Annotated in this window: 18 protein-coding genes; 7 read left to right on the top strand and 11 right to left on the bottom strand. The window is 66.7% G+C overall.

The genetic code is table 11. The annotated features are described in order from the left end of the window. Nucleotides 1-29 precede the first annotated feature (29 nt). The 5 genes from gcvPB to QZX93_RS21105 all read left to right on the top strand — a co-directional run bounded on the left by gcvPB (nt 30) and on the right by QZX93_RS21105 (nt 5,209). Nucleotides 30-1,490 (top strand): aminomethyl-transferring glycine dehydrogenase subunit GcvPB, encoded by a 1,461-nt coding sequence (gcvPB, locus tag QZX93_RS21125; RefSeq protein ID WP_295387990.1) that lies wholly within the window; start codon nt 30-32, stop codon nt 1,488-1,490. A 2-nt stretch (nt 1,491-1,492) separates the two neighbouring features. Continuing rightward, on the top strand, nt 1,493-1,864 hold the full coding sequence (locus QZX93_RS21120; RefSeq protein ID WP_295387988.1) for a diacylglycerol kinase: 372 nt from the start codon (nt 1,493-1,495) through the stop codon (nt 1,862-1,864). Nucleotides 1,865-2,071: 207 nt separating this feature from the next. After that, nucleotides 2,072-2,602: a molybdenum cofactor biosynthesis protein B gene (gene moaB / locus QZX93_RS21115; protein WP_295387986.1), complete on the top strand. Its 531-nt coding sequence runs from the start codon at nt 2,072-2,074 to the stop codon at nt 2,600-2,602. 235 nt (nt 2,603-2,837) lie between these two features. Next, nucleotides 2,838-4,289 (top strand): SUMF1/EgtB/PvdO family nonheme iron enzyme, encoded by a 1,452-nt coding sequence (locus QZX93_RS21110; protein WP_295387984.1) that lies wholly within the window; start codon nt 2,838-2,840, stop codon nt 4,287-4,289. After that, nucleotides 4,286-5,209, top strand: a complete 924-nt coding sequence (locus tag QZX93_RS21105) for a PfkB family carbohydrate kinase (RefSeq protein WP_295387982.1) — start codon at nt 4,286-4,288, stop codon at nt 5,207-5,209. Before QZX93_RS21110 ends, QZX93_RS21105 begins: the two co-directional genes overlap by 4 nt. Nucleotides 5,210-5,384: 175 nt before the next feature. On the opposite strand, the gene QZX93_RS21100 is transcribed toward QZX93_RS21105, so the two are convergent. From QZX93_RS21100 to glmU, 6 genes are all read right to left on the bottom strand, one after another. Continuing rightward, nucleotides 5,385-6,338, bottom strand: a complete 954-nt coding sequence (locus tag QZX93_RS21100) for a GDP-L-fucose synthase (protein ID WP_295387980.1) — start codon at nt 6,336-6,338, stop codon at nt 5,385-5,387. Nucleotides 6,339-6,346: 8 nt separating this feature from the next. Continuing rightward, complete coding sequence (gene gmd / locus QZX93_RS21095; RefSeq protein WP_295387978.1) at nt 6,347-7,429, bottom strand: GDP-mannose 4,6-dehydratase; 1,083 nt, start codon at nt 7,427-7,429, stop codon at nt 6,347-6,349. 266 nt (nt 7,430-7,695) lie between these two features. Then, nucleotides 7,696-9,963: a DUF1631 domain-containing protein gene (locus tag QZX93_RS21090; protein WP_295387976.1), complete on the bottom strand. Its 2,268-nt coding sequence runs from the start codon at nt 9,961-9,963 to the stop codon at nt 7,696-7,698. Between the two features lie 216 nt (nt 9,964-10,179). Then, a complete protein-coding gene (locus QZX93_RS21085) occupies nt 10,180-11,145 on the bottom strand; it encodes an NAD-dependent epimerase/dehydratase family protein (protein WP_295387974.1) in 966 nt (321 codons plus the stop codon). Nucleotides 11,146-11,272: 127 nt separating this feature from the next. Continuing rightward, the gene (gene glmS / locus QZX93_RS21080) at nt 11,273-13,105 is read right to left on the bottom strand and encodes a glutamine--fructose-6-phosphate transaminase (isomerizing) (protein WP_295387972.1); all 1,833 of its coding nucleotides are present in this window, start codon (nt 13,103-13,105) and stop codon (nt 11,273-11,275) included. Between the two features lie 5 nt (nt 13,106-13,110). Beyond that, on the bottom strand, nt 13,111-14,493 hold the full coding sequence (glmU, locus tag QZX93_RS21075; protein WP_295387970.1) for a bifunctional UDP-N-acetylglucosamine diphosphorylase/glucosamine-1-phosphate N-acetyltransferase GlmU: 1,383 nt from the start codon (nt 14,491-14,493) through the stop codon (nt 13,111-13,113). Between the two features lie 252 nt (nt 14,494-14,745). Here glmU and QZX93_RS21070 point away from each other — a divergent pair, with 252 nt between their 5' ends. Continuing rightward, a complete protein-coding gene (locus tag QZX93_RS21070; RefSeq protein ID WP_295387968.1) occupies nt 14,746-16,305 on the top strand; it encodes a DegT/DnrJ/EryC1/StrS family aminotransferase in 1,560 nt (519 codons plus the stop codon). A 26-nt stretch (nt 16,306-16,331) separates the two neighbouring features. Beyond that, a complete protein-coding gene (locus tag QZX93_RS21065) occupies nt 16,332-17,051 on the top strand; it encodes a class I SAM-dependent methyltransferase (RefSeq protein ID WP_295387966.1) in 720 nt (239 codons plus the stop codon). A 239-nt stretch (nt 17,052-17,290) separates the two neighbouring features. Here the strand turns inward: QZX93_RS21065 and QZX93_RS21060 are convergent, their stop codons facing one another. From QZX93_RS21060 to QZX93_RS21040, 5 genes are read right to left on the bottom strand one after another with little or no spacing between them, the layout of a single operon-like run. Continuing rightward, a complete protein-coding gene (locus QZX93_RS21060; RefSeq protein WP_295387963.1) occupies nt 17,291-18,427 on the bottom strand; it encodes a glycosyltransferase family 4 protein in 1,137 nt (378 codons plus the stop codon). Continuing rightward, entirely contained in the window at nt 18,424-20,388 is a 1,965-nt protein-coding gene (gene asnB / locus QZX93_RS21055; RefSeq protein WP_295387956.1) for an asparagine synthase (glutamine-hydrolyzing), read from the bottom strand. Before asnB ends, QZX93_RS21060 begins: the two co-directional genes overlap by 4 nt. Further along, on the bottom strand, nt 20,388-21,530 hold the full coding sequence (locus QZX93_RS21050; RefSeq protein ID WP_295387954.1) for a glycosyltransferase: 1,143 nt from the start codon (nt 21,528-21,530) through the stop codon (nt 20,388-20,390). Before QZX93_RS21050 ends, asnB begins: the two co-directional genes overlap by 1 nt. Further along, entirely contained in the window at nt 21,527-22,660 is a 1,134-nt protein-coding gene (locus QZX93_RS21045) for a glycosyltransferase (protein WP_295387952.1), read from the bottom strand. The genes QZX93_RS21050 and QZX93_RS21045 overlap by 4 nt, the downstream gene beginning before the upstream one ends. After that, nucleotides 22,661-22,999: a hypothetical protein gene (locus QZX93_RS21040; RefSeq protein ID WP_295387950.1), complete on the bottom strand. Its 339-nt coding sequence runs from the start codon at nt 22,997-22,999 to the stop codon at nt 22,661-22,663. It abuts the gene before it with no gap. Nucleotides 23,000-23,370 lie beyond the last annotated feature (371 nt).

Here is a 23,370-nt window from a genome sequence, read left to right as displayed (position 1 = left end):
TCACATCTATTGCAAAGCCATCTACTAACATGCTGATCCAAGAACAATCCCACCCCGGCCGTCGCGCCACCGCCCAGGCCCCACTCCAGATGGCGGACTGCGCCGACCTTCCCGCGGCGCAACGGCGTACCACGCGGGCCTTGCTGCCGGAGGTCTCGGAACTCCAGGTGGTGCGTCACTACACCCGGCTGTCGCAGAAGAACTTCTCCATCGACACCCATTTCTACCCGCTGGGCTCCTGTACCATGAAGTACAACCCGCGGGCCTGCCACACGCTCGCCTCGTTGCCCGGCTTCCTGGCTCGTCACCCGGAGGCCCCGGACGATCAGGGTCAGGGGTTCCTCGCCTGTCTCTACGAACTTCAGGAGATGCTCAAGGAGGTCACCGGGATGCAGGCCGTGTCCCTGGCCCCCTCCGCCGGGGCCCAGGGGGAGTTCGCCGGCGTGGCCATGATCCGCGCCTATCACCAGGCCCGGGGCGACTCGGCGCGCACCGAGATCCTGGTGCCGGACGCCGCCCACGGCACCAATCCGGCCTCCGCCGTCATGTGCGGATTCGTGGCCCGGGAGATCCCGACCGGTCCGGATGGGGACGTCAACCTCGATGCACTGCGGGCGGCGGTCGGCCCCCAGACCGCCGGCATCATGCTCACCAACCCGAGCACCGTGGGCGTCTTCGACCGCAACATCCAGGAGATCGCCCGCATCGTGCATGAGGCCGGCGGGCTGCTCTATTATGACGGCGCCAACCTCAACGCCATCCTGAGCAAGGTCCGGCCCGGGGACATGGGCTTCGACGTCATCCACATGAATCTGCACAAGACCTTCTCCACCCCCCATGGGGGCGGCGGTCCCGGCGCCGGTCCGGTGGGCGTCTCCCAACGCTTGGAGCCCTTCCTGCCGGTGCCCCTGGTCGCCCGCGAAGGGGCGCAGTACCGCTGGCTCGGTGAGACGGAGCGCCCCCAATCCATCGGCCGGCTCACCGCCTTCGGCGGCAACATGGGCATCCTGCTGCGCGCCTATGTCTATGCGCGGATGCTGGGGCGCGAGGGGATGAAGCGCGTCTCCGAATTCTCCACCCTGAACGCCAACTATCTCATGGCGAGGCTGCGGGAGGCCGGCTTTGAGGCCGCGTACCCGCAGCGCCGGGCGAGCCATGAGTTCATTATCAGCATCAAGCAGGAGGCCAAGACCTTCCACGTCAATGCCATGGACTTCGCCAAGCGCCTGCTCGACTACGGCTACCACGCCCCCACCACCTATTTTCCCTCACTGGTGCCGGAGTGCCTGCTGATCGAGCCCACGGAGACCGAGACCAAGGAAGAGCTGGACGGCTTCGTCGCGGCGCTGGTGGCGATTCGTGAGGAGGCGCGGACCAACCCGGACCTGGTGACGGGCGCCCCCCACACCATGCCGGTGCGCCGACTCGACGATGTGCGCGCGGCGCGTCAGCTGGACCTGGCCTGGCGGCCCGACGGCGCCCCGGCATAACCATGGCCGGCCACAACGACCGGGGCTGGGGGCGGATGATCTACGCCTTCGGCTATTCCATGCAGGGCTTCAAGGCGTGCTTCCAGGCCGAGGAGGCCTTTCGCCAGGAGTTGTTCCTGCTGCTGTTTCTCGCCCCCCTCGGACTGTGGCTGGGCGCGACCCCGGTGGAGCGCGTGCTGCTGATCGGCTGCCTGCTCATGGTGCTGATCGTGGAGTTGCTGAACTCCGCCATCGAGGCCGGCGTGGACCGGGTCGGCCTGGAGCGCCACGAACTGTCCGCCCGCGCCAAGGACATCGCCTCCGCCGCGGTCTTCATGAGCATGACGCTCGCCTGGGTGACCTGGGGGTTGATCCTGATTCCCAAATGGTTTTAGATACGGAACATTCAGTCCGCCAAAAACGCGAATGAACGCGAATAACGAACCGGTCGACGACCGCATTCCCGATACGACCGGGCGTTTCAGCAGCGGACCGGAGAACGCGCCACACCAAAGAGTTCCTTCGCGTTCTTCGCGTTCTTCGCGGACTCATGTCTTCTCTGTCCATTCGCGGATGTTAATTCCACCGGAGGCAATGCACCGATGCAGGAACATGTCACCGATCAGGGCTTCGTGCCGCTGGCCATCGCCATCCTGACGGTCTCCGATAGCCGCGCGGAGGCGCAGGACAGCTCCGGCCAACTCCTCAAGACCAAGGCCGAGGAGTCCGGGCATCGGGTGGTTGCCAAGGCGATCGTGCGCGACGACATCTACCAGTTGCGGGCGGTCTTCTCGCGCTGGATTGCGGACCCACAGGTGCAGGTGGTGTTATGTACCGGCGGCACCGGGCTCACCGGCCGTGACAGCACCCCGGAGGCGCTCCTACCCCTGCTCGACAAACAGATCGAGGGGTTCGGCGAGCTGTTCCGCCAGGTTTCGTTCGCGGATATCGGCACCTCCACGATCCAGTCCCGCGCCCTGGCGGGGCTCGCCAACGCCACCTTCATCTTCTGCCTGCCGGGCTCCACCGGGGCCTGCCGGACCGGCTGGGAGCAGATCCTCGCGGCCCAACTCGACTCACGTACCCGCCCCTGCAATTTCGCCCAATTGATCCCGCGCCTGCTGGAGCAGTGAGTTAACACCGGGGCCAACATGATCACAGAGCAACACGGCGGCTCGGCCCCCCGCGCAGCAGCAAGCAGGCGACCTTCGACTTTCTGCCCAGGCGGTCCTGCCGGCGCGACGCAGTCGCGACCATTCGATACGGCGGGTGGCGGCCCTCAGGCCAGTCCCCGCACTGTCATTTTGACCGAAGAAACGGCCGTTAAGCGGCAACCAACGCGACGCGATCGCTGATCCGGATACACCGATGGCCGCCCCACTGATCCTCAAGGACCCCAGAAACAGCGCCGAAAACGCCGACGAGCTGCGCGCCACGCTCGAACAGATGCGTTTGCAAGCCGAGCGCGAGATCGCCCGGCTGAGTCGCAAGCTCGCGGAACGCGAGCTTGCCGCTGTTCGCGATGTGCCCTCCGCCACCGAGCGGCAGGCACTGCAGCAAGACCTTGCCATCCTGAGACATTCGTTGGGGGCCAAGGAAAAGACCCTCGACCAGATTACCCAGGAATGCCGCCGGCTGGAAGACGACCTGGAGGACCGGCACCAGGAGGTCGACAATCTCAAACAGGAGGCGCAGCGCCGGGATAACGCGCTCACGGCAGCGCGCAATGAGATCAATCGGCTCAAAGGCCAGCTCGCTGAGATCCAGGAGCAGTCGATGGATGCCGCTGCGCTGCACGACCCGCGAGAGCCCCGCAAGGAGCGACCGCCCCCACCCGTGCAAAGCAGCACCCCGGCCAGACCGCCACCCAAGGCGATCGCTGTCTCCGCCGGCCTGATCGCCGGCCTGGGGCTGATCGTTCTCGTCGTGGTGGTGTCCTGGGGTCGGATCACGCAGAAGCAAGACCGCTGGGAGCCGTCGTTGACCCCGCCCACGGCGCAGATCGCGCCGACCAAGCAACCGTTGAGCGAGGTTCCCCCACCAGCCCAGGCCCCAGTCATGCCGCTGCCGCCGGCGCCCGCCCCCACCGAGCAACCAGCAAACCTCAATGACCGGCTGCGCGATGGCAGCTTTGGACCGACCATCGTCGAACTCAATGGCGGCAGCTTCCAGATGGGTCGGAACAACCTCGGCGGCGGCGACAACGGACCGGAGCACGAGGTCCAGTTGCCCCCCTTCCTGATCGGCGCCTATGAGGTTACCTTCCAAGAATACGACCACTTCGCGCGCGCCACCGGCCAACGCCTACCCGATGACTTCGGCTGGGGGCGGGGCGAGCGCCCGGTGGTCGGGGTGTCCTGGATCGATGCCCAAGCCTACACGGACTGGCTGACCCGCCAGACCGGCAAGCGTTACCGCCTCCCGAGCGAGGCCGAATGGGAGTACGCCGCCCAGGCCAATACCCCCGGGATCTATCCCTGGGGTTTTGTGATTGAGCGCGGGCGCGCCAACTGTTTCGACTGCGGCAGCCGGTGGGACAATCGCTCCACCGCCCCGGTCGGGAGCTTCGCACCCAATGCCTTCGGGCTCTACGACACCGCCGGCAACGCACTGGAGTGGGTGGCGGACTGCTATGCGCCAGGCTACGACGGCGCTCCGAGCGATGGCAGCGCGCGGACCGCCCAGAACTGCACCGAGCGCGTCGCCCGCGGCGGCGCCTTCAACAAGCCGGCACCCTCGCTCAAGAACAAGACACGGGCGCGGTTCGTGCCCTACACCCGCTTGAACAATCTCGGATTCCGGGTGGCACGCGAGCCTTGAACGGGCAGCAAAGCGCATGCCGTATCCTCGGTGTCGGCGTCGCCACCCTGGACCTGATCAATGCGGTGGACAGCTATCCCCCCGAGGATGCGGAGGTCCGCGCCAGCGGACAGCGGCGGGCGCGGGGCGGTAACTGCGCCAACACACTGAGCATACTCGCCGACCTCGGCCACCCCTGCGCCTGGGCCGGCACCTTGGCCGAGGACGACGGCGCCGACTTCATCCGGGCCGACTTGAGCGCCCACGGCATCGACTGCACCCATGCCGTTCACTGCCCGGGCGGCACTACCCCCACCTCGTACATCACCCTGAGCCAGGCCACCGGCAGTCGCACCATCGTCCACTACCGCGACTTGCCGGAACTCACCGCTGCCGCCTTCGCCCGCATCCCGTTGGAGTCATTCGACTGGGTGCATTGCGAGGGTCGCAACCCGGGCGAGACCTGCCGCATGCTGGGGCGCTGCCGCCGTGAGTCGCCGCGGCTGCCCATCTCAGTGGAGCTCGAAAAGCCCCGCCCCGGAATCGAGGCCCTATTCCACGGCCCCGACCTGTTGCTGATCGCCCGCGCCTTCGCCCTGGCCGACGGCGGATCGCAAATCGCTGCCGACCCAGGCGCCTGGCTCGCGGCCATGAGCCAACGCACCGACGCCCGGGCCCTGGTGCTTGGCTGGGGCGCCGCGGGCGCCTGGTTGCTGGAGCGCGGCGGCAGTCCCCGGCGGGTGCCGGCGCGCCCGCCCGAGCGGGTGGTGGACACCCTGGGGGCCGGGGACACACTCAACGCGGGAATGATCGATGGTCTGCTGCGCGGACTGGAACCATTGGACGCCCTGACCAGCGCCGTGGCGTTGGCAGGGATCAAGTGCGAACGGGCTGGACTAGAGGGTCTGGCGGAAGCGGCGCGGACGCTGAGGACCCTGTGAGCCTAGCAAGGGCTAACGCAAGAAAGTGCAGTTCTCACGCCAAGGCGCCAAGGCGTTTCAGCGCGTTATCAGTATTGCGCCAGTTTCACCCGGAAGGTGATCTGGATAGTGGCTTTACCCGATTGTGTTTCTTGGCGAGCTTGGCGCCTTGGCGTGAGCCATTCCTTCATTTGGGCTAATAGTTCGCGATGAAGTCCTGATAGGCCAGGGCCAGCCCTTCTTTCAAGGACACCCGCGGCCGCCAGCCCAGCCCACGCAGTCGCTCGCTGTTCATGAGTTTGCGCGGGGTGCCGTCGGGCTTGCTGGTGTCATAGACGATGCGCCCGGTATAGCCGACGGTCTCACAGACCAGGGCCGCCAACTCGCCGATGCTGAGATCCTCGCCACAACCGACGTTGATGTGCGATGACATGGGCTTGGTGTAAGCGGCATAAGTGGCGTGGTCCAGTTCCATGACATGTACGCTGGCGGCGGCCATATCATCGACATAGAGGAACTCGCGCCGCGGCGTGCCGGTGCCCCAAATCACCAACTCCGGGCTGGCGTTGACCTTCGCCTCATGTGTACGGCGCAGCAGCGCCGGCAGCACATGGCTGTTCTCCGGGTGATAGTTGTCCCCGGGACCGTAGAGATTGGTCGGCATAACGCTGCGATAATCGGTGCCATACTGCCGGTTATAGGACTCGCAGAGCTTGATCCCGGCAATCTTGGCGATGGCATAGGGCTCATTGGTCGACTCCAATAACCCGGTGAGTAACGCCTCCTCCGACATCGGCTGCGAAGCCAGCCGCGGGTAGATGCAACTGGAACCGAGAAACAGCAGACGTCGCACGCCGGCACTGAAGGCCTGGTGAATGACGTTGGCCTCGATCAGCAGGTTGTCATAGATGAATTCCGCCGGATAGGTGTCATTGGCATGGATGCCGCCGACCTTGGCGGCCGCCAGATAGACCTGATCCGGCCGCTCGGCCTGAAAGAACGCGCGCACCTGCGCCTGATCGGTCAGGTCCAATTCGGCACGGCTCTTGGTGATCAGGCGATGGCCGTCGCGCCGGCCCAGCGCCCGGCAGATGGCTGCACCGACCATGCCGCGGTGCCCGGCCACATAGATCTTCTGATGCATATCCATCGTCGGGCTCACTCGTGGTGGTCGAAGGCACTGTAACCATGGCGCTTGACCAATTCATCGCGCTCCGCCTGCCGCAGGTCCGCCTGCACCATCTCGGCCACTAAGGCGTCAAAACTGGTCTCGGGCACCCAGCCCAGCTTCTCCCGCGCCTTGGTGGCATCACCGAGCAGCGTCTCCACCTCGGTGGGGCGGAAATAGCGTGGATCGACGGCAATGATACAGCGCCCGCCCGCGTCATAGCCCTTTTCATCCACCCCCGCGCCCTCCCAGCGCACGGTGATCCCCATCTCCTTGGCGGCGGCCGCCACGAATTCGCGCACACTATATTGCACGCCGGTGGCAATCACATAGTCCTCGGGTTGCTCCTGCTGCAACATCAGCCACTGCATCTGGACATAGTCCCTGGCATGACCCCAATCGCGCTTGGCGCTGAGATTGCCAAGATAGACACAGTCCTGCAGGCCCAGCTTGATGCGGGCCAGGGCGCGGGTGATCTTGCGCGTGACAAAGGTCTCGCCGCGCACCGGGCTCTCGTGATTGAAAAGGATCCCGTTGCAGGCGTAGATACCATAGGCCTCACGATAGTTGACCGTGATCCAATAGGCATAGAGCTTGGCCACGGCATAGGGGCTGCGCGGGTAGAAGGGCGTGGTCTCGCGCTGCGGGGTCTCTTGTACCAGGCCATACAATTCCGAGGTACTGGCCTGATAAAAGCGGGTCTTCTTCTCGAGTCCAAGGATACGGATCGCCTCGAGGATGCGCAAGGCCCCAAGCGCATCGGAGTTGGCCGTATATTCCGGCTCCTCGAATGATACCGCGACATGGCTTTGGGCGGCGAGATTGTAGACCTCGTCCGGCTGCACCTGCTGAATGATCCGGATCAGGCTGGTGGAATCCGTCAGGTCGCCGTGGTGAAGGATGAAGCGACGGTCACTGACATGAGGGTCCTGATAGAGGTGGTCGATACGGTCGGTATTAAACAGCGAGGCACGCCGCTTGATGCCATGCACGCAGTACCCCTTGGCGAGCAAGAACTCCGCCAAATAGGCCCCATCCTGTCCCGTGACGCCTGTGATCAGAGCCCTTTTCATGCACATACCTCAAGTCATTGACAAATAATGAAATCGACCGGGGCCGCGCAGGCAACCCACCGCGTTCCTGGAGTGGATCGCAGCGGCGGCCGTGCCGGAGGCTGCCAGCGACGCGCGCCCGCCACCGACCGCGAGGGTCGGTGCCATTGTCCTGGAGACGCGGGATGATTGGAAGGGCCGCGATCAAGACGGCCAGGCGCGGACACGCTGGGGCAGAACGCACCGTTGACGCCCTGCCGTGTTGCGGTGCGTAGCGGCCGGCGGCGCTAATTCATCGCGGCCGGGGCAGCCGCCGGGGCCGCGCCACGCAGCAGGTTCGCCACCGCACGGTCGGTCAGGGGCGCCTGGCTTAATACCCGGGCAGTGCCCTTGCGCAGATGCTCCGCGAGACTCTCGGGAGCCAGTGTCAGGGCGCCCTCCCCCTGGCGATTGGTAAACAGATAGACCGAGCGCAACTGGCTGGTCCAGTTGATACGCAGGGTCTTGCGCGTACCCCGGAAGCTCTCGAACTCCACCCAGGTGCCGACGCCTAAGGATTGGGCGAGCCGCAGATGCCGATCCCCACTAAGATACGACTGATCCGGCGCGCTGCGCGGCTGCGTTACATGGTATTCGATGGAATTCGGGGCACTGACCAGTTCGCTGGCGGCGAGCCCCTGGTGCTCACCAGCGGCGGGCGTGGACGGCGCGGGCTCCCACGTGGGGCTGGCCCCGGCCTTGTGCAAGGCCGCCATGTGCAGCTTGATCAGTTCACTGAAAAAGGCGTCCCAGGCGTCCTGCTGACCGACCGACTCCAACGGCACCCGCAAGCGCCTGAGCAGGTCGGGCAGCGCGGTGAGCAGGCGATTGCGCTCATCCGCCCCCCGCTTCGGCACCACGCTCCACAGCAGGTCATCCATGGTCGCCAGGGCCTCGCTCCAAGGCGCGCCCTCATCACCGTGACGGACGTAGGTCTTCACCAGCAACAACCGCCAGCGGTGGTCAAGGAACTCCGCGACCAGGGCCGGCAAACCCGGGCGCGCGATCCGTACATTGATCTCCGTGGCCACCCGGGTCATGGCAAGATCCTGCCGCTCCCGCTGGGCCAGTTCGCCCACCACGGACGTCGTGCGCACCTGGGCGCGCGCATCCTCGTCCGCCAGGAAGCCCTCCAGTCGGCGGACCTGGGCGGAAAAGATCCCAATATCGGTCTCGAAGCCTGCCGCCACCGCGGTGACGATCTCGTCGATCCGCATCATCAGGTGAGGCGCATCGACCTCGTTACGGCCGACGCCGGCACTGGCAATCAGATCAAGTAACCGCCGTGCCGGATGTTTCCTATTGGAGAAAAAGGCCTTGTCCATCAAGGCAACCTTGAGAATCGGCAGTTGGAGTCTCGCGACCTCGGCACGCAGGGCTGTCGACAGGTCCTGGTCGTTGAAAATCGCCTCGAAGAGCGTTGCCACGATATCAATGGTCAGGGCATCGACCGAGCTCAAACAAGCGACCATCGGGGTGGTGCGCAGTTGCTGCAGCGCATTGCTCTGGCGTGGATCGATCACGACCTCCCCCAACCCCGACAGGTAGCGCGGGTCGGCGCGGCCCCGTTGCAGATTGGTCAGGGCGGCGATCAGTTGGCCCAACCCAAGCGATGAGGCGGGGGCCAACCCGATGCCGGACGCCCGGCGCCGGGCCGGGGCGTTCGCCGCCGCCGCAATGGCGCCGGCGAGTTGCTCGAAGACGACATCCTCAAGACCGGCAGCCGCAGGCAGACCGGCGAGCCGATCAGCCGCGCTGGGGCCCCGGATGCCACTCGGGGGTAGGCCCAGGACGTGCTCCCCAGGCTCGCCCAGCCGGGCCGTTTCGGGCAGCTCAATCGTGGGGGGCGAGACGGTGTCCGGGTCAACCAAATATTGGTTGATGGCATCATAGATGGCTGGGAATTCGACCGCGGTCTGGCGCTCGAACGCCTGCAGGATCGTCAGGGCCAAGGGCGCCCCGGCGTCCAACGCAGTGCAGGCCCGGAACATGGCCGAGAACAAGGCGCGGGGGTACAGCGGATGATTGTCCAGGCTGACGGGCGTCACCCCTAACCGGGCGACGAGATGGCAATCCAGCGTGGTCAGTTGTTCGGCGCAATGGCGCTCAACCAGCCCCGCCAGCTCGCGCCCGACCTCATCGGCGGCGGCGTACTCAGCGGCCCGGTCGACCGCCATGTCGTCACCGCCGCCCTGCAACCAGACGACCACGTTGGCGTCGAACTGCTCGACATAGCCGCTGCGGAACTTCGCCATCAGGGGCAGGCCGCGGTTGGTCAGCACATCCATTGCGGCGAAATAGCGTTGCTGTTCCTCCACACTGGTCGCGCGGTCGGCCATGCCGAGCAGGTCGTCGTTGGCGGTGCCGAGGTGCTCGACAAAGGTGGCGACCAACCCGTGAACAAGCCGGTCGCGGCAGTACACGAGCAACTGTGCCACATCCGCCGGGACGGTCCCGGCGGGGTTTGGATCGCGAACCACCAGCGGTAGCACGCTCGAAGCGTATTGATCAGTCATGGACTGGGTCTCGATAGGCAGAATCACTCCGCACCCGGCGGCACAGAGACAACCTAGCTTAGCGACCAGCAGTCGACGACGGACCCGGGCCCAATGTCGCCGACACTGTCAATCTTCTTCGTTATTAGAGACGTTACAGACATCCTGAGGCACAGTATAAAGCAACGCCCGGCGCAGAATGCAAACCGGTTCGCAGTTCCGCAGATCCATTTGCGGCTACGTCGACACGCTGACGGCCCGGGCGGTGCGCCGCAGGCCCTCCGCTGGCGGCACCGGGGGCGCCCAGTCGAGCAGGTGCCGCGCCTTGTCGGCGCTGACCTGGAGCGAGCCGCACAGGCGCTCAACCGCGGCGCGGCGACCCGCGGCGGCGCCGAGCCACCCCAGGAGGCGCGGCGGCACCGGCCAGAGCCGCGCCGGCCGGCCAAGCCCGGCGGCCAGCAGCCGCAGCAGCTGGGGAGTCGACAGGTCCGACTGGTCCGCGGCGAGGAAGGTCTCCCCCGCCGCCGCCGGATGCTCGGCACACAGCGCCAGCAAGTCGGCCAGATTCCACACGCCCACCAGGCTGCGCCGATTGTCGATGGCCCCCAAGGGCAGTGGCAATCCCAGACGCAGCGCGCGCAGCAGGAGCCCCAGGTTGCCAGCCACGCCGGGGCCATAGACCAGAGGCGGGCGGACGATGACGTACTCCAGGGCCGCGCCCCGGGCAACCCGAGCGATCACCTGTTCGGCGGCGGCCTTGGACCGGGCGTAGGGGTCACACGGGTCCGGGGGGTCCGACTCGGTGAAGGGTCGCCCGGTGGTGGCCTCGCCGTTGACCTTGATACTGCTGACATAGACGAACCGCCGCACGCCCGCCCGCGCCGCTTGCCGCACCAGGCACTCGGTCCCCTGGGTGTTGACCAATGTAAAAGCCGCGTCGGGGTCGGCGGCGACCTCGCGCATCACATGCACCCGGGCCGCCAGGTGGACCACGGCGGTCACGCCGGCCAAGGCCTGGGTCCAGTCGGTCTGCGGACCGATCGCGCCCACCAGGACCCGCTCATGATCGGGCAGAGCGGGGCGTTGCGCCCGCAGGGCCATGCGCACCTGCCAACCGCGCTCGCTCAGGGCGCGGCAGACCTCACCGCCAATGAAGCCGGAGGCACCGGTCACCAGGACTCGCCTCATTTTGGTAACGGCCATGGCGCCCGCGGCACCCCGAACGATGAAAGTGGCGGGCGCCTTGCCCGTTCCCTCTCCCCGGCCTTCCCCCACAAGGGGAGGAAGAATTGGAGCGCGCTCCAAGCGCGGCTTTCACGGTATCCGGCGCTCACTCGACAGTCACCGACTTAGCCAGATTGCGCGGCTGATCCACGTCCGTGCCCTTCAGCACCGCCACATGGTAAGCCAACAGTTGCATGGGGATGGTGAAGATCAGCGCATCGATCAGCTCGTCGGTCTCGGGCAGGCGGATGACCGTGACCCCGGCCGCGTCCGACAAGGGGACCTGGAAATCGGCGAAGACATAGAGTTGACCGCCGCGGGCGCGGACCTCCTCCAGATTGGATTTCAGCTTCTCCAGCAAGGCGTTGTTGGCCGCGAGCGCGACCACCGGCATGTCCTCGTCGATCAGGGCCAGCGGGCCGTGTTTGAGCTCACCCGCCGGATAGGCCTCCGCGTGGATATAAGAGATCTCCTTGAGCTTGAGCGCCCCCTCCATGGCGATGGGATAGAGCTCGCCGCGCCCCAGAAACAGGGTGTGCTGCTTGTCGACGAACTGCTCGGCCAGCCGCGCGATCAGCCCGTCCAGGGCCAGCACCTGCTCCATCTTGGCCGGGACCGATCGCATCAAGGTGACCAAGCGCGCCTCCTGCGCCTCATCCAGCCGCTGGTAGCGCCCCAGGGTGACAGTCAGTAACAGCAGCGCCATCAGCTGCGTGGTGAAGGCCTTGGTCGAGGCCACGCCGATCTCCGGTCCGGCACGGGTGAGCAGCAGCAGGTCGGATTCACGCACCAGCGAACTTTCCGGGACGTTGCAAATGGCCAGCGTCGTGGCGTAACCGGATTCCTTGGCGATGCGCAGGGCCGCCAGGGTGTCCGCCGTCTCACCGGACTGGGAGATGGTGACGAACAGCGCCGACTCCGGCACCACATGGCGGCGGTAGCGGTACTCGCTCGCCACCTCCACGTTGCAGGGCAAGCCAGCGAGCGACTCCAGCCAATAGCGGGCGACGAGCCCCGCGTGGTAACTGGTCCCGCAGGCCACGATGGTCACGGCCTTGATGGTCGGGAAGAGCTCCGCCGCGGCAGTGCCGAAGGCCTCCGGGACGACCCGAGCGCCCACCAACCGACCCTCCAGGGTGTCGGCGATGGCACGGGGCTGCTCGAAGATCTCTTTCAGCATGAAGTGCCGATACTCCCCGCGCTCGGCGGAGTCGGCAGCCACCGAGGACTCCTTGACGGGGCGCACGACCAACGCCCCCTGGCGATCCCAAATCTGGACGGACTCGCGGGTGATCTCCGCAATATCGCCCTCTTCGAGGAACAAGAAGCGGTGGGTGACCGGCAGCAGGGCGAAGACGTCCGAGGCGACAAAGTGCTCGCCGAAGCCCACGCCGATCACCAGCGGGCTGCCCTGGCGGGCCACCACCAGGTGGTCCGGGTCCTGAACGTCGATCACCGCCAAGGCGTAGGCACCCGTCAGCCGCGCGGTCGCGCGGCGCACCGCCTCGATCAATGGATGGCCGGCGATCAACGCGTCGTAGACGGCGTGGACAACCACCTCGGTGTCGGTCTCGGAGGTGAAGCGGTGGCCGGCGGCGCGCTGCTCCCGGCGCAGTTCCTCGTGGTTCTCGATGATGCCGTTGTGGACCAGGGCACAGCGGTCGCGGCACACCTGCGGGTGGGCGTTGCGCACCGCGGGCTCGCCGTGAGTGGCCCAACGGGTATGGGCGATCCCCAGCGTCCCGGCGAGCGGATGGGCGGAGACCTCCGCGGCCAGGCGCGCGACCTTACCTAGAGAACGCGCCCGCTGGAGCTGGCCGACCGACTCCAGGACGGCGATCCCGGCGGAGTCGTAGCCGCGATATTCGAGTCGCCGCAACCCCTCCAGCAGGATGGCCGCGACCGGGCGTTGGGCGATGGCGCCGACGATGCCGCACATGGTGTTTACTCCGCTGAACCCGGCTTGGGTTGTTTAGTTGGGCGCTGCCAGCCCGGGATCGTGGTCTGGCGGGCGCGGGCGACGGTCAGCTCGCCGGCCGGGGCCTCACTGCCGATCACCGACCCGGCGCCGATGGTGGCGCCGGCGCCGATGGTCACCGGGGCGACCAGGGCCGCGTTGGAGCCGATAAAGGCCCCGTCACCGATCACCGTGCGGAACTTGTTGGCCCCGTCATAGTTACAGGTAATGGTCCCGGCGCCGACATTGACCCCGGCACCGATATCCGCGTCGCCGATATAGGTCAGGTGATTGACCTTGCTGCCCTCGCCCACGGTGGCCTTCTTGATCTCCACGAAGTTGCCGATGTGGGTGTCGGGGGCGAGTTGCGCCTCCGGGCGCAGGCGCGCGAAGGGGCCGATGCGCGCCCCGGCGCCGATCTGCGCCCCTTCGATCACACAGTTGGCAAAAATCTGCACCCCGTCCCCGACGATGCTATCGCGGATCAGGCAGTTGGGGCCAATGCGCACCCCGTCGCCCAGAGCGACGTCCCCCTCGCACACCAGGTTGATGTCGATTGCGACATCCCGTCCGGTGGTGAGGCGCCCGCGGATATCGAGGCGGGACGGGTCGGCCAGGGTGGCACCGTTGCGCATCAGGTCATCCGCGAGCCGGCGCTGGTGGAAACGCTCCAGCGCCGCGAGCTGGACCCGGTCATTGACGCCCTCGACCTCCTCCAGCGTCAGCGGATGAACGCTCGCCACCCGCTCACCCGCCGCCACGGCCATGCCGATCACGTCAGTCAAATAATACTCCCCTTGAGCGTTGGCGTTAGTGAGCCCCTTGAGCCAGCCGTCCAGCCGGGCACGATCCGCCACCAGAAAGCCGGTGTTGACCTCCCGCACCGCTAATTCCTCCGCCGTCCCATCCTTCTGCTCGACGCTGCGCAGGATGCGTCCGGAGGCGTCGCGGATGATGCGCCCGTAACCGGTAGGGTCGTCCATCAGTGCGGTGAGGATGCCGAGCGGGCACGCTTGGCTCGCCGCGATCAGGCGGCCCAGGGTGTCCGGGTCCACCAACGGGACATCGCCATACAGTACCAGCACGCGGTCCATCTCCTGGACCTGGGGCATCGCCTGCAACACCGCGTGCCCGGTGCCGAGTTGCTGCGCCTGCTCCACCCAGGCACAGTCAGAATCGGCCAGGGCGGACCGGACCTGCTCGCCCCCGTGGCCATAGACCACCACGATCCGCGCCGCACCGAGACGGGTGGCAGCCGCCACGACGTGCTCCAGCATTGGCCGTCCGGCCAGTGGGTGCAGCACCTTGGGCAGGTCCGAACGCATCCGCTTGCCCATGCCAGCGGCCAGGATTATAACGCCGAGCTTCATCTTGGGGTATTCGCTCCGATGGATGGGGTAACCGACAGTCGGTCGCTAGGTTAGCGCAACAGCGCGGACAAGATCCAAAGATCCGGTCGTCGGCGAAGGGCGACTGCCATGCGATGGGGGTCGGGACGCCGCGCAAACCGGCAGCCACGACGGATGCGTTATCATTCACCCAGTGTCGGCCGTTGCGCCGGTCTGACCGCTCCACCGTCCGCGGGCCACCGCCCACCCCCACCGCGAGGACCCATCCCGATCATGGACCTTTTGCTCGATACCGATTGCGTCGTCGCGGGCTGCGTCCCGGAGGCCGCGCCAGATGCCGATTCACTGGCCGCGTTAAGCCGCTGTGCGCAACTGCATGCAACCCCCTGGCTCTACGCCGGCGCCGCCCAGGCCTACGAGGACGGGGTGCATCGCGCCCTGCAGGAGGCGGCAGATGAAGGTGCGGCGGCCCTGGCCGGGGCGGACCTGCCGCGGCTCGCGCGCCAGCGTCTCCAGACCTTCACCCAGGGTAAGCAATGGCTCGCCGCGCTGGCCGGGGATTGTGCCAGCTTTGATTCCGCCGACCCCGCGCGGGAACGCCTGCTGCACGCGCTCGGGCGCTTCACCCCCGGGACGATCAAGGTCCTGACGGGCGATGCGGCCTTCCTCGCCGCCTGCCCGGACCAGGCGGTCAGCCCGGCGCAGTATCTGGCGCTGCCGCCCAGCGCCCAGCGGGTCGACTTCATCGATCTGCCCAGCCAACAATCATTCATTCGACCAGAGTTGGAGGAGCGCGTCCACCGTGTCCTGCACCATGGCCGCTATATTTTAGGGCCCGAGATGGATGAACTGGAGCAGGCGCTCCAGTCCTATACGGGTGCCGCCCATTGCATCACCGTCGCCTCCGGGACCGAGGCCCTGTTGATCAGCCTGATGGCCCTGGGGGTCGGCCCCGGGGACGAGGTGATCACCACCCCCTTTACCTTCGTGGCGACCGCCGAGGTGATCTGTCTGGTAGGCGCGCGGCCGGTCTTCGTGGATGTGGAACCGGAGACCTGCAACATCGACGCCAGCAAGATCGAGGGCGCGATTACCCCCCGCACCAAGGCGATCATGCCGGTCTCGCTCTATGGTCAGCCGGCCGACATGGATGAGATCAATGCCATCGCCCACGCCTATCAGCTGCGGGTGATCGAGGATGCCTGCCAGAGCTTCGGGGCGAGCTATCGTGGTCGGCGCAGTTGCAACCTCTCGACCATCGGCTGCACCAGCTTCTTCCCGTCCAAACCGCTGGGCTGTTACGGCGACGGCGGTGCGATTTTCACCAATCGGGACGACCTGGCCGAGATCATGCGTGAGTTGCGTGTGCATGGCCAGGAGCGGCGCTATGTCCATACCCGCATCGGCGTGGGTGGGCGCATGGACACATTGCAATGCGCAGTGCTGTTGGCAAAATGGCCCCGCTTTGAATGGGAGGTCGAGCGGCGCATGGCGATCGCTCAACGCTATTCGGACCTGTTCGCGGGTGCCGCGCGGATCAAGACCCCGGTGATCCGCGCCGACCGGACCTGTGTCTTTGCCCAATACACCTTGCAGGTTTCCGGGCGCGATGCCCTGGTGGAAACGCTCCAGTCACGGGGTGTCCCGAGCGCGGTCCACTACCCGATCCCGCTCAATAACCAGCCGGCCTATGAGGACATAGGCTGTCCGGAATGCACCCCGGTCGCGGCCCGGCTCGCCGCCAGTGTCATCAGCCTGCCGATGCACGCCGATCTGCGTGAGTCGGACCAGGACCTGATCGCCTCCGCCGTCATCGCGGCCACCGGACACTAGGCGCCGCGAATGACTGAAGGGCGCCAATGAATGTAGAACACCGAATTGCGATCCTCGCCAGACTGGGCTTTGAGCTGTCGCCGGATTGCCGGGTGCTGGATTTCGGCTGCGGTGCCGGGCGCTGCGTCTACGACTTGCTCGACCACGGGTTTTCCAATGCCTGCGGGTATGATGTAAAGGATTACCTTGAGTTGCGTGACCCGGCCGACCGGGCGCGCTTCCTCATCACCGACAGCGGGCAACTGCCATTTGCCGACCGGAGCTTTGACCTGATCATCAGCGACCAGGTGTTAGAGCATGTGCAGGACCAGGTCGGCATGCTGCGCGAATTACACCGGGTCATGCGCCCGGGCGGGGTGGCCCTGCATATCTTTCCCGCCCGCTATTGTCTATTGGAAAACCATATCGGGGTGCCCTTCGGCGGGGTGTTCGGCCATCGCTGGTGGTATAAGTTGTGGGCTTGGCTTGGTATACGCAACGACTTTCAGAAGGGCCTGTCGGCGGATGAGACGGCCGACCGCAATACCTGCTATTTCGTCGGCGGGCTCAACTATGTCAGCAACTCGTGTTATCAGGTCGTCTGGCAGAGTTTAGGCTATCAGTGGAAATGGTTCGACCAGGAATTCCTGGACACCTGCGAGCGTCCGCGCGCGCGCCTGCTGGGTCGAATCGTCCGTCGGCTACCGCTGGTCTGCTGGCTGAACCGGACCTTTATCACCCGCCGGGTGTTCCTCAAAAAGGCCTGAGTACCGCAACGTCTTGCGACCACCAGCCAAGGGGTATCATCATCCTAATAAAGAGCCGTTCGTCCGCAAATGAACGCAAATGAACGCGAATAATCAGGAATCTGGGGCAGGCCGCCAGCTCACCTCGCGGGCGATGACGAGACTGAGGCCAACACTCTAATCTTATTTGCGTTTTTTGCGTTCATTTGCGAACAATTACTCTTCACAGGCTATTGGGCCGGTGGAGCTCCCGATGCGGATCACCGCCGCTCGCGCAGTTCGCGATACACCGCCAGCGTCGCCGCATGGATACGGGTCGCATCGAAGCGCTCCTGCGCAATCTCCCGCGAGCGCGCCCCGAAGCGGCGCCTGAGTTCGCCGTCGGCGATCAACCGGGCGAGTGCCTGTGCCAGTGCGGCCACGTCCCGGGGCGGCACCAACAGGCCGTTGCGCCCCGGCTCCACCGCCTCGCGACAACCGGTGGCATCGGTGGTAACCAGCGGCAGCCCGGCAGCGGCGGCCTCGATCAGAAACTTGGGCAGGCCCTCGCGATAATAGGACGGCAGACAGGCGATGTGGGCCGCCGCCAGCACGGCGGGGATGTCGGCGCGATAGCCCCACCACTCGATGCACCCCTCCTGCTGCCAGGCCAGCAGTTGCTCCTCGCTCACCGAGACCGGGTTGCCCGGGTCCGGCTTGCCGACCAGGACGAAGCGCGCCGTCGGGTCTTGCGCCTTGAGCAGACGCGCGGCCCCGACGAACTCCCCGATCCCCTTGTCCCACAACATGCGTGAGGCGAGCACCACCACCCTGGGTCCCGGCGGCGGCGCCTGCGGGACGAAGCGCGCCATATCCACCCCGGAACCGGGAATCAGGACCGGCGCGACCCCGGTGAGGCGCCGGACCTGCGCCTGGTCGTCCGGGTTTTGCACCAGCACCCGCACCTGCGGGGCGGCCAGCAGGGCGCAATAGGCCCGCCCCACCAGGGCACGGACTAGCCGCGCCCGCGCCGCCTGCGAGGTGAACAGATAGCCCATGCCGGCGACCCCATTGACCACCGCCGGCACGCCCGTCAGCCGGGCCGCCAGGGTGCCGTAGAGCACCGGCTTCTGCGCGAGGTTGTGCAGCAGCGCTGGCCGCAGTGTGCGCAGGATGCCGATCAGTCGCAGGATGCTGCGCAGCTCCCGCCACGGATTCATGCCCTTGCGCGAGACCGTGAGCGGGATCAGGTCGAGCCCGGCGGCGCGAATGACCTCGCCGTGCTCGGCCACGTCGGTGATGACCGTGACCTGGTAGCCGGCCGCGCGCACCGCCTGGGCGAGCGCCAGATAGTGGTGACAGAAGTACCAATCGACGGTGACGAAAAAGGCGACCCGCGGTGACCTTGGTGTACTCATGGCGGCGTACCCGCGTCGCTGCGGGTCGCGTCCAGCCAGGACTGAAACATCAGCACATCCCACAGGTAGTACGACCAGTTGCGGCGGCCCGCCAAGTGCTCCGCCCACTTGGCGCGAATGGGCGCCGGGTGCAGGATGCCGTCGCGCGTCAGGCGTTGGGTCGACAGCGCACCCTCCGCCCAGTCGCGCAAGGGCCCCCGCAACCAGTGCTCCAGGGGCACCCCAAAGCCCATCTTGGGTCGGTCCATGAGTGCCGGCGGGACATAGCGATCCACGATGCGCCGCAGCGGTCGCTTGCCCACACGCCCGCGCACCTTCCACTTGAGCGGCAGCGACCAGGCGAACTCATAGACCCGGTGATCCAGCAGGGGCACGCGCGACTCCAGGCTGACCCCCATGCTGGCCCGGTCGAGCTTCACCAGGATGTCGTCCGGCAGGTAGAGCACGCTATCCATGTACATCATCGACTCGGCGATGGAGCCCGTGCGGGCGCGCCGCGCGGGATCGGTGAGGACGGTGGCGGGCTCAGTGGCGCCGATCACCAGCGCGGCTGGGTCCTTCCAGTGCGAAACCATGCGCAGATACAGGGCCTCCGGCGAGTCGCCGGTGAATACATCGACCGCCTTGTGCAGCCGGTCGCCGGGGTTGGCGATGGCCAGCGGGCCGGGCAGGAAGCGGGCCAGCGGGGTCAGCAGACGGTCCCAGGTGCCGGTGCCGACGCGGGTGACCGCCCCGGCCAAGGCGCGGCGCAGGCCGAGCGGCAGCCAGCCGATCTGCCGCCAGGTGTCGCGCGTCCACAGATACCTGGAGTAACCGCCGAACAGCTCGTCCCCGCCGTCCCCGGAGAGGCACACCGTGACCGCCTGCCGGGCCATCTGACTCACCAGCAGGGTCGGGATCTGCGATGAATCGGCGAAGGGTTCGTCCCAGCGCCGGGCCAGATCGGGGATGGTGGCCAGGCCGTCCTGGGCGGTGACATAGAGCTCGGTGTGGTCGGTCCCCAGGTGCCGGGCGATACGCCGGGCGTCCTCGGCCTCGTTGAATCCCGCCTCATGGAAGCCGATGGTGAAGGTGCGTACCGGCCGGGTGGACTGGGCCTGCATCAGTGCGACCACCGCGGTGGAGTCGATGCCGCCGGACAGGAAGGCCCCCAAGGGCACGTCGGCGTGCATCCGCAGGCCCACCGCGTCCATGAGCAACCGCTCTAGGGCCTCCACTGACTCGTCCTCCGAGCCCTGGAAGGGCGCGGCCAGCCCCGCTTGCGCCGCCGTCCGAGCGCTCCAGTACACCGCGATGTCGGGTGACTGTTGCCCGGGTCGCAGCGTGGCGAAGGTCCCGGGGGCGAGCTTGTGGATGCCCTGGTAGATGGAATAGGGCGCCGGGACATAACTCAGGCGCAGATAGGCGGCGACCGCGTCGCGGTTGAGTTCACCCTGCCAACCGGGGTGGGCGCTGAGTGCCTTCAGCTCGGAGCCGAACAACAAACGCCCGCGGTGCCAACCATAGTAGAGCGGCTTTTCGCCCAGACGATCGCGGGCCAGGGTGAGTTGGCGCTCCTCCCGGTCCCAGAGCGCGAAGGCGAACATGCCGTTGAGCTCGGGGAGCGTCGCCGCGACCCCGCGCAAACTGAGCCAGGCCAGCAGCACCTCGGTGTCCGAATGGCCGCGCCAGTCGAACCCATCCCCGAGCCGGCGCCGCAGCTCCAGGTGGTTGTAGATCTCGCCATTGAAGGCCAGCACGAAGCGCCCGCAGGCCGAGACCATGGGCTGGTGCCCGAGTGGCGAGAGGTCGAGGATGGAGAGTCGGCGGTGTCCCAGGGCGATCCCAGCCGCCGCGTCCAGCCACACGCCAGCGTCGTCCGGCCCACGGTGGACCAGGGTCCGATTCATTCGCTCGACGGCCTGGCGCAGTTCGGGCTGCGCCGCCGCACCGGGTTCGAGCACCCCGCAGAAGCCGCACATCAGTGAGTTCCCCGCTGCATGGATTGGTAGAGGTCGGCATAGCGCGCGACGATGCGCGCCAGCGAATAGTGGGCGGCGATCCGCTCGCGGGCGGCCACACCGCGGCGGGCGCGCCCCGGCGGGTCTTCGGCCAGCAGCCGCAGGATGGCCGCAGCCAGGGCCGTCGGGTCGCGCGGTGCGACGATGGCCCCGGTCTCGCCCACGATCAGGCCCGAGTCGCCCACGTCAGTGACCGCACAGGGTACACCACAGGCCATGGCCTCGCCGACGACGTTGGGAAAGCCCTCGCCATAGGCCGAGGACAACACCAGGAGGTCCAGGGCGGCGAAGACCCGCGGCATATCCGTGCGGGGCCCAAGCAGGTCGATCGCGCCCGCCAGGCCGGCGTCGGCCATCCAGCCCGCCAACTGCGGGTTGGCCCGCTCCATGCCCGGTCCGGACAGCAGGAAGCGCGACTCCGGTCGGGCCGCGCGCACCAGTGCCGCCGCTTGGAGAAAGGTCGGCAGGTCCTTTTGTGGGTCGAAGCGCCCGGCCAGGCCCAGCAGCGGGGCCGCCGCCGGGACCCCCAGTTCGGCGCGCAGTTGCGCCCGCGCCGCATCATCCGGATGAAAGCGCTCCAGGTCGAAGCCGTTGGGGATGACCTCGAATAACCGCGCCCGATAGCCCAGGGCGCGATGGACCGCGGCGGCGCGTTGCGAGCAGCAGATAATCCGGTCCGGGGCGAGATAGGAGACGAGCCCATTGAGGCGCGCGACCAACCGCGGGCCGAGGCGGGTGTGGCGTGGGTCCAGGTCGCTCTGCCGGATGTTCCAAATCAACCCAGGGCGGGTGCCAACCAGGGGTCTGGCGAGCGCCCCGAGCAGGTCCGCATGGTACATCCAGGTCTGGATCAGGTCGGGCCTGAAGGCGCGCAACAGGCCCACCAGCCGCAGCAAGGCCCCCGGGGAGGGGAGCCCGCGCCGCATCCCCAGCGTCTCGATGCGCACGCCCAAGGCGGCGATGGGTGCCCGCATGGGGCCGGGCTCGATCAGCGAGATCACCAGGGGTTCAAAGGCCGCGCGGTCGAGGGTCGCGAGCAGCTTATAGAGCATCTGCTCGGCCCCACCCATCTCCAGCCCGGTGATGACATGGGCGATCCTCATGGGCCGACCGCCGCCACTTTGGCGCGCCCCAGGCCCAGGACCTCCAGATAGTGCTGGGTGACCGGCGCGAGTGCATAGTCCGCTGCGCGGGCCTGGAGCGCGGCCGCGGCGGGTGGATGGTCCAGGGTCTGGCGGATGGCAGCGGCGAGTGCCGGCACGTCGCCCACCGGGACCAGCGGGCCGTAGCGCCCGTCGGCCAGGACCTCGCGCGGGCCGCTCGGACAATCGGTGCTGACCACCGGGGTCCCGCAGGCCATGGCCTGGATCAGCACCCCGGGCAGCCCCTCCCAGGCGGAGGAGAGTACGAACAGCCGGGCGCGGGCCATCGCGGCGAAGGGGTTGGCCGTGAAACCCGGGAGGGCGACCCGGTCGATGAGTCCCAGCGACCGCACCAGGTCCTCCAGTGCCGCCCGCTCCGGCCCCTCGCCCAGGATCAGTAGACGCAGCCCGCGCTCGGGCTCCAGCATGGCGAAGGCGCGGATCAGGGTCGGAAAGTCCTTTTGCGCGGACAGCCGTCCGGCGGCCAGGATGACCGGCAGCGCCTCGGTATCCAGCAGCCAGGCGTGGTCCGGCGGCGCGGCGGCCAGGTCACCCAGGTCCGGTGTCACCACCGGATTGGCGATGACCAGGACCCGCGCGCGCCCCGCACCGAGCAGGCGATCGAGGTCGTCGGCGACCCCCTGGGAGACGGCGATCACCCCCTGCGCCCGCGGATAGAAGGCGCGCGCCAGGCGCGGTAACCAACGCCCGGCGAGCAAGTGGGTGTGCGCGGCCTCCTGTGACAGGTTGCTGCGCACGCTGACATAGACGCGGGTCGGTGCGCGCGCCAGGGTCCGCGCCCAGAGTGCCACCAGATTGGCGTGGTCCATGGCGGCGAGCAGCACCTCCGGCCGCCGTCGGCGCAGATAGCGGGTGAGGCCCGGCAGGGCCGCCATCACCCGGTTCGCGCCCAGGTCAACCAGCCGGCACCCGGCCGGCACCAGGTCCAGATAGGCGCCGGCGGCGCTACCGACCACCAGGTCGACCGCAACCCCCGCACCGATCAGGCCCAGCGCCAGGTTCAACATCATGCGCTCCGCCCCGCCGCCAGCCAGGGAGGGGAGAAAAATGGCGACCGTCGGGCGGCGCATTTACTTAAAGCATCTCATGATCAGGTTCTTGCAGAAATCGGATGTCACCTCGTTGCCACCTTCTTCACCGCCAACCATATCCAATTGGGTGACATGATCGCCAGTCAAAGCAAAACTTGCATCACACTTGTAAAGCTGATTGCGTTTGGTCTCGCTGTGGCTATAAATCATATATTCCATATTTCCGCTAACATAAGAATTGTTTGGCGTCCCCATACAATTGACCAGAGCGCTTTTTGACTTGCCAAGCACCTTGAGCCTCAGGTCCGCCGTCGTTGGGCCGAAGGCACAACCAACGAGACCGACCACAACGAAAAATTGAACGAGTATTTTTTTCATAGATCGCCAAAACCATATAAAGCAAAAGCCCAGAGGAGGCCTTGGTCGTCGTTCTGGCGAGGGGTCGCGCCGTCATTGCGACCGGGACACCGGAAGTTTGATCCTGAACATTGGCCTATCGTAATCGTTCGGTTACATCAGGATCAAGCGCTGTTATCCGCCAGGCAGGCACGGAAACGGAGGAACCGCTACGCGTTCCGCCCTATGGCCATCGAGAGATTTGGAAGCTAAGGAACGGTTCACTAAGAAGTTACTCATGTTAGCTCCGGCGATCTATGTATAGCGGCGGCCACTCAGTTGAAAAGCCGAGGTCTTCCTGCGATCATGGGCGTCGGATCTTTGGACACCGGTCGCTACCATGAACGAGTTTG

It is taken from the genome of uncultured Thiodictyon sp. (assembly GCF_903946935.1).
Taxonomy (GTDB): domain Bacteria; phylum Pseudomonadota; class Gammaproteobacteria; order Chromatiales; family Chromatiaceae; genus Thiodictyon.
Note: the sequence above shows the minus strand (reverse complement) of the source record. Positions and strands in the feature narration are given on the sequence as shown.

Bases quoted from the DNA above. Each gene is read 5' to 3' on its own strand.
- gcvPB (WP_295387990.1), top strand. From the start codon at position 30: ATGCTGATCCAAGAACAATCCCACCCCGGCCGTCGCGCCACCGCCCAG.
- QZX93_RS21120 (WP_295387988.1), top strand. From the start codon at position 1,493: ATGGCCGGCCACAACGACCGGGGCTGGGGGCGGATGATCTACGCCTTC.
- moaB (WP_295387986.1), top strand. From the start codon at position 2,072: ATGCAGGAACATGTCACCGATCAGGGCTTCGTGCCGCTGGCCATCGCC.
- QZX93_RS21110 (WP_295387984.1), top strand. From the start codon at position 2,838: ATGGCCGCCCCACTGATCCTCAAGGACCCCAGAAACAGCGCCGAAAAC.
- QZX93_RS21100 (WP_295387980.1), bottom strand. From the start codon at position 6,338: ATGGATATGCATCAGAAGATCTATGTGGCCGGGCACCGCGGCATGGTC.
- gmd (WP_295387978.1), bottom strand. From the start codon at position 7,429: ATGAAAAGGGCTCTGATCACAGGCGTCACGGGACAGGATGGGGCCTAT.
- QZX93_RS21090 (WP_295387976.1), bottom strand. From the start codon at position 9,963: ATGACTGATCAATACGCTTCGAGCGTGCTACCGCTGGTGGTTCGCGAT.
- QZX93_RS21085 (WP_295387974.1), bottom strand. From the start codon at position 11,145: ATGGCCGTTACCAAAATGAGGCGAGTCCTGGTGACCGGTGCCTCCGGC.
- glmS (WP_295387972.1), bottom strand. From the start codon at position 13,105: ATGTGCGGCATCGTCGGCGCCATCGCCCAACGCCCGGTCGCGGCCATC.
- glmU (WP_295387970.1), bottom strand. From the start codon at position 14,493: ATGAAGCTCGGCGTTATAATCCTGGCCGCTGGCATGGGCAAGCGGATG.
- QZX93_RS21070 (WP_295387968.1), top strand. From the start codon at position 14,746: ATGGACCTTTTGCTCGATACCGATTGCGTCGTCGCGGGCTGCGTCCCG.
- QZX93_RS21065 (WP_295387966.1), top strand. From the start codon at position 16,332: ATGAATGTAGAACACCGAATTGCGATCCTCGCCAGACTGGGCTTTGAG.
- QZX93_RS21060 (WP_295387963.1), bottom strand. From the start codon at position 18,427: ATGAGTACACCAAGGTCACCGCGGGTCGCCTTTTTCGTCACCGTCGAT.
- asnB (WP_295387956.1), bottom strand. From the start codon at position 20,388: ATGTGCGGCTTCTGCGGGGTGCTCGAACCCGGTGCGGCGGCGCAGCCC.
- QZX93_RS21050 (WP_295387954.1), bottom strand. From the start codon at position 21,530: ATGAGGATCGCCCATGTCATCACCGGGCTGGAGATGGGTGGGGCCGAG.
- QZX93_RS21045 (WP_295387952.1), bottom strand. From the start codon at position 22,660: ATGCGCCGCCCGACGGTCGCCATTTTTCTCCCCTCCCTGGCTGGCGGC.
- QZX93_RS21040 (WP_295387950.1), bottom strand. From the start codon at position 22,999: ATGAAAAAAATACTCGTTCAATTTTTCGTTGTGGTCGGTCTCGTTGGT.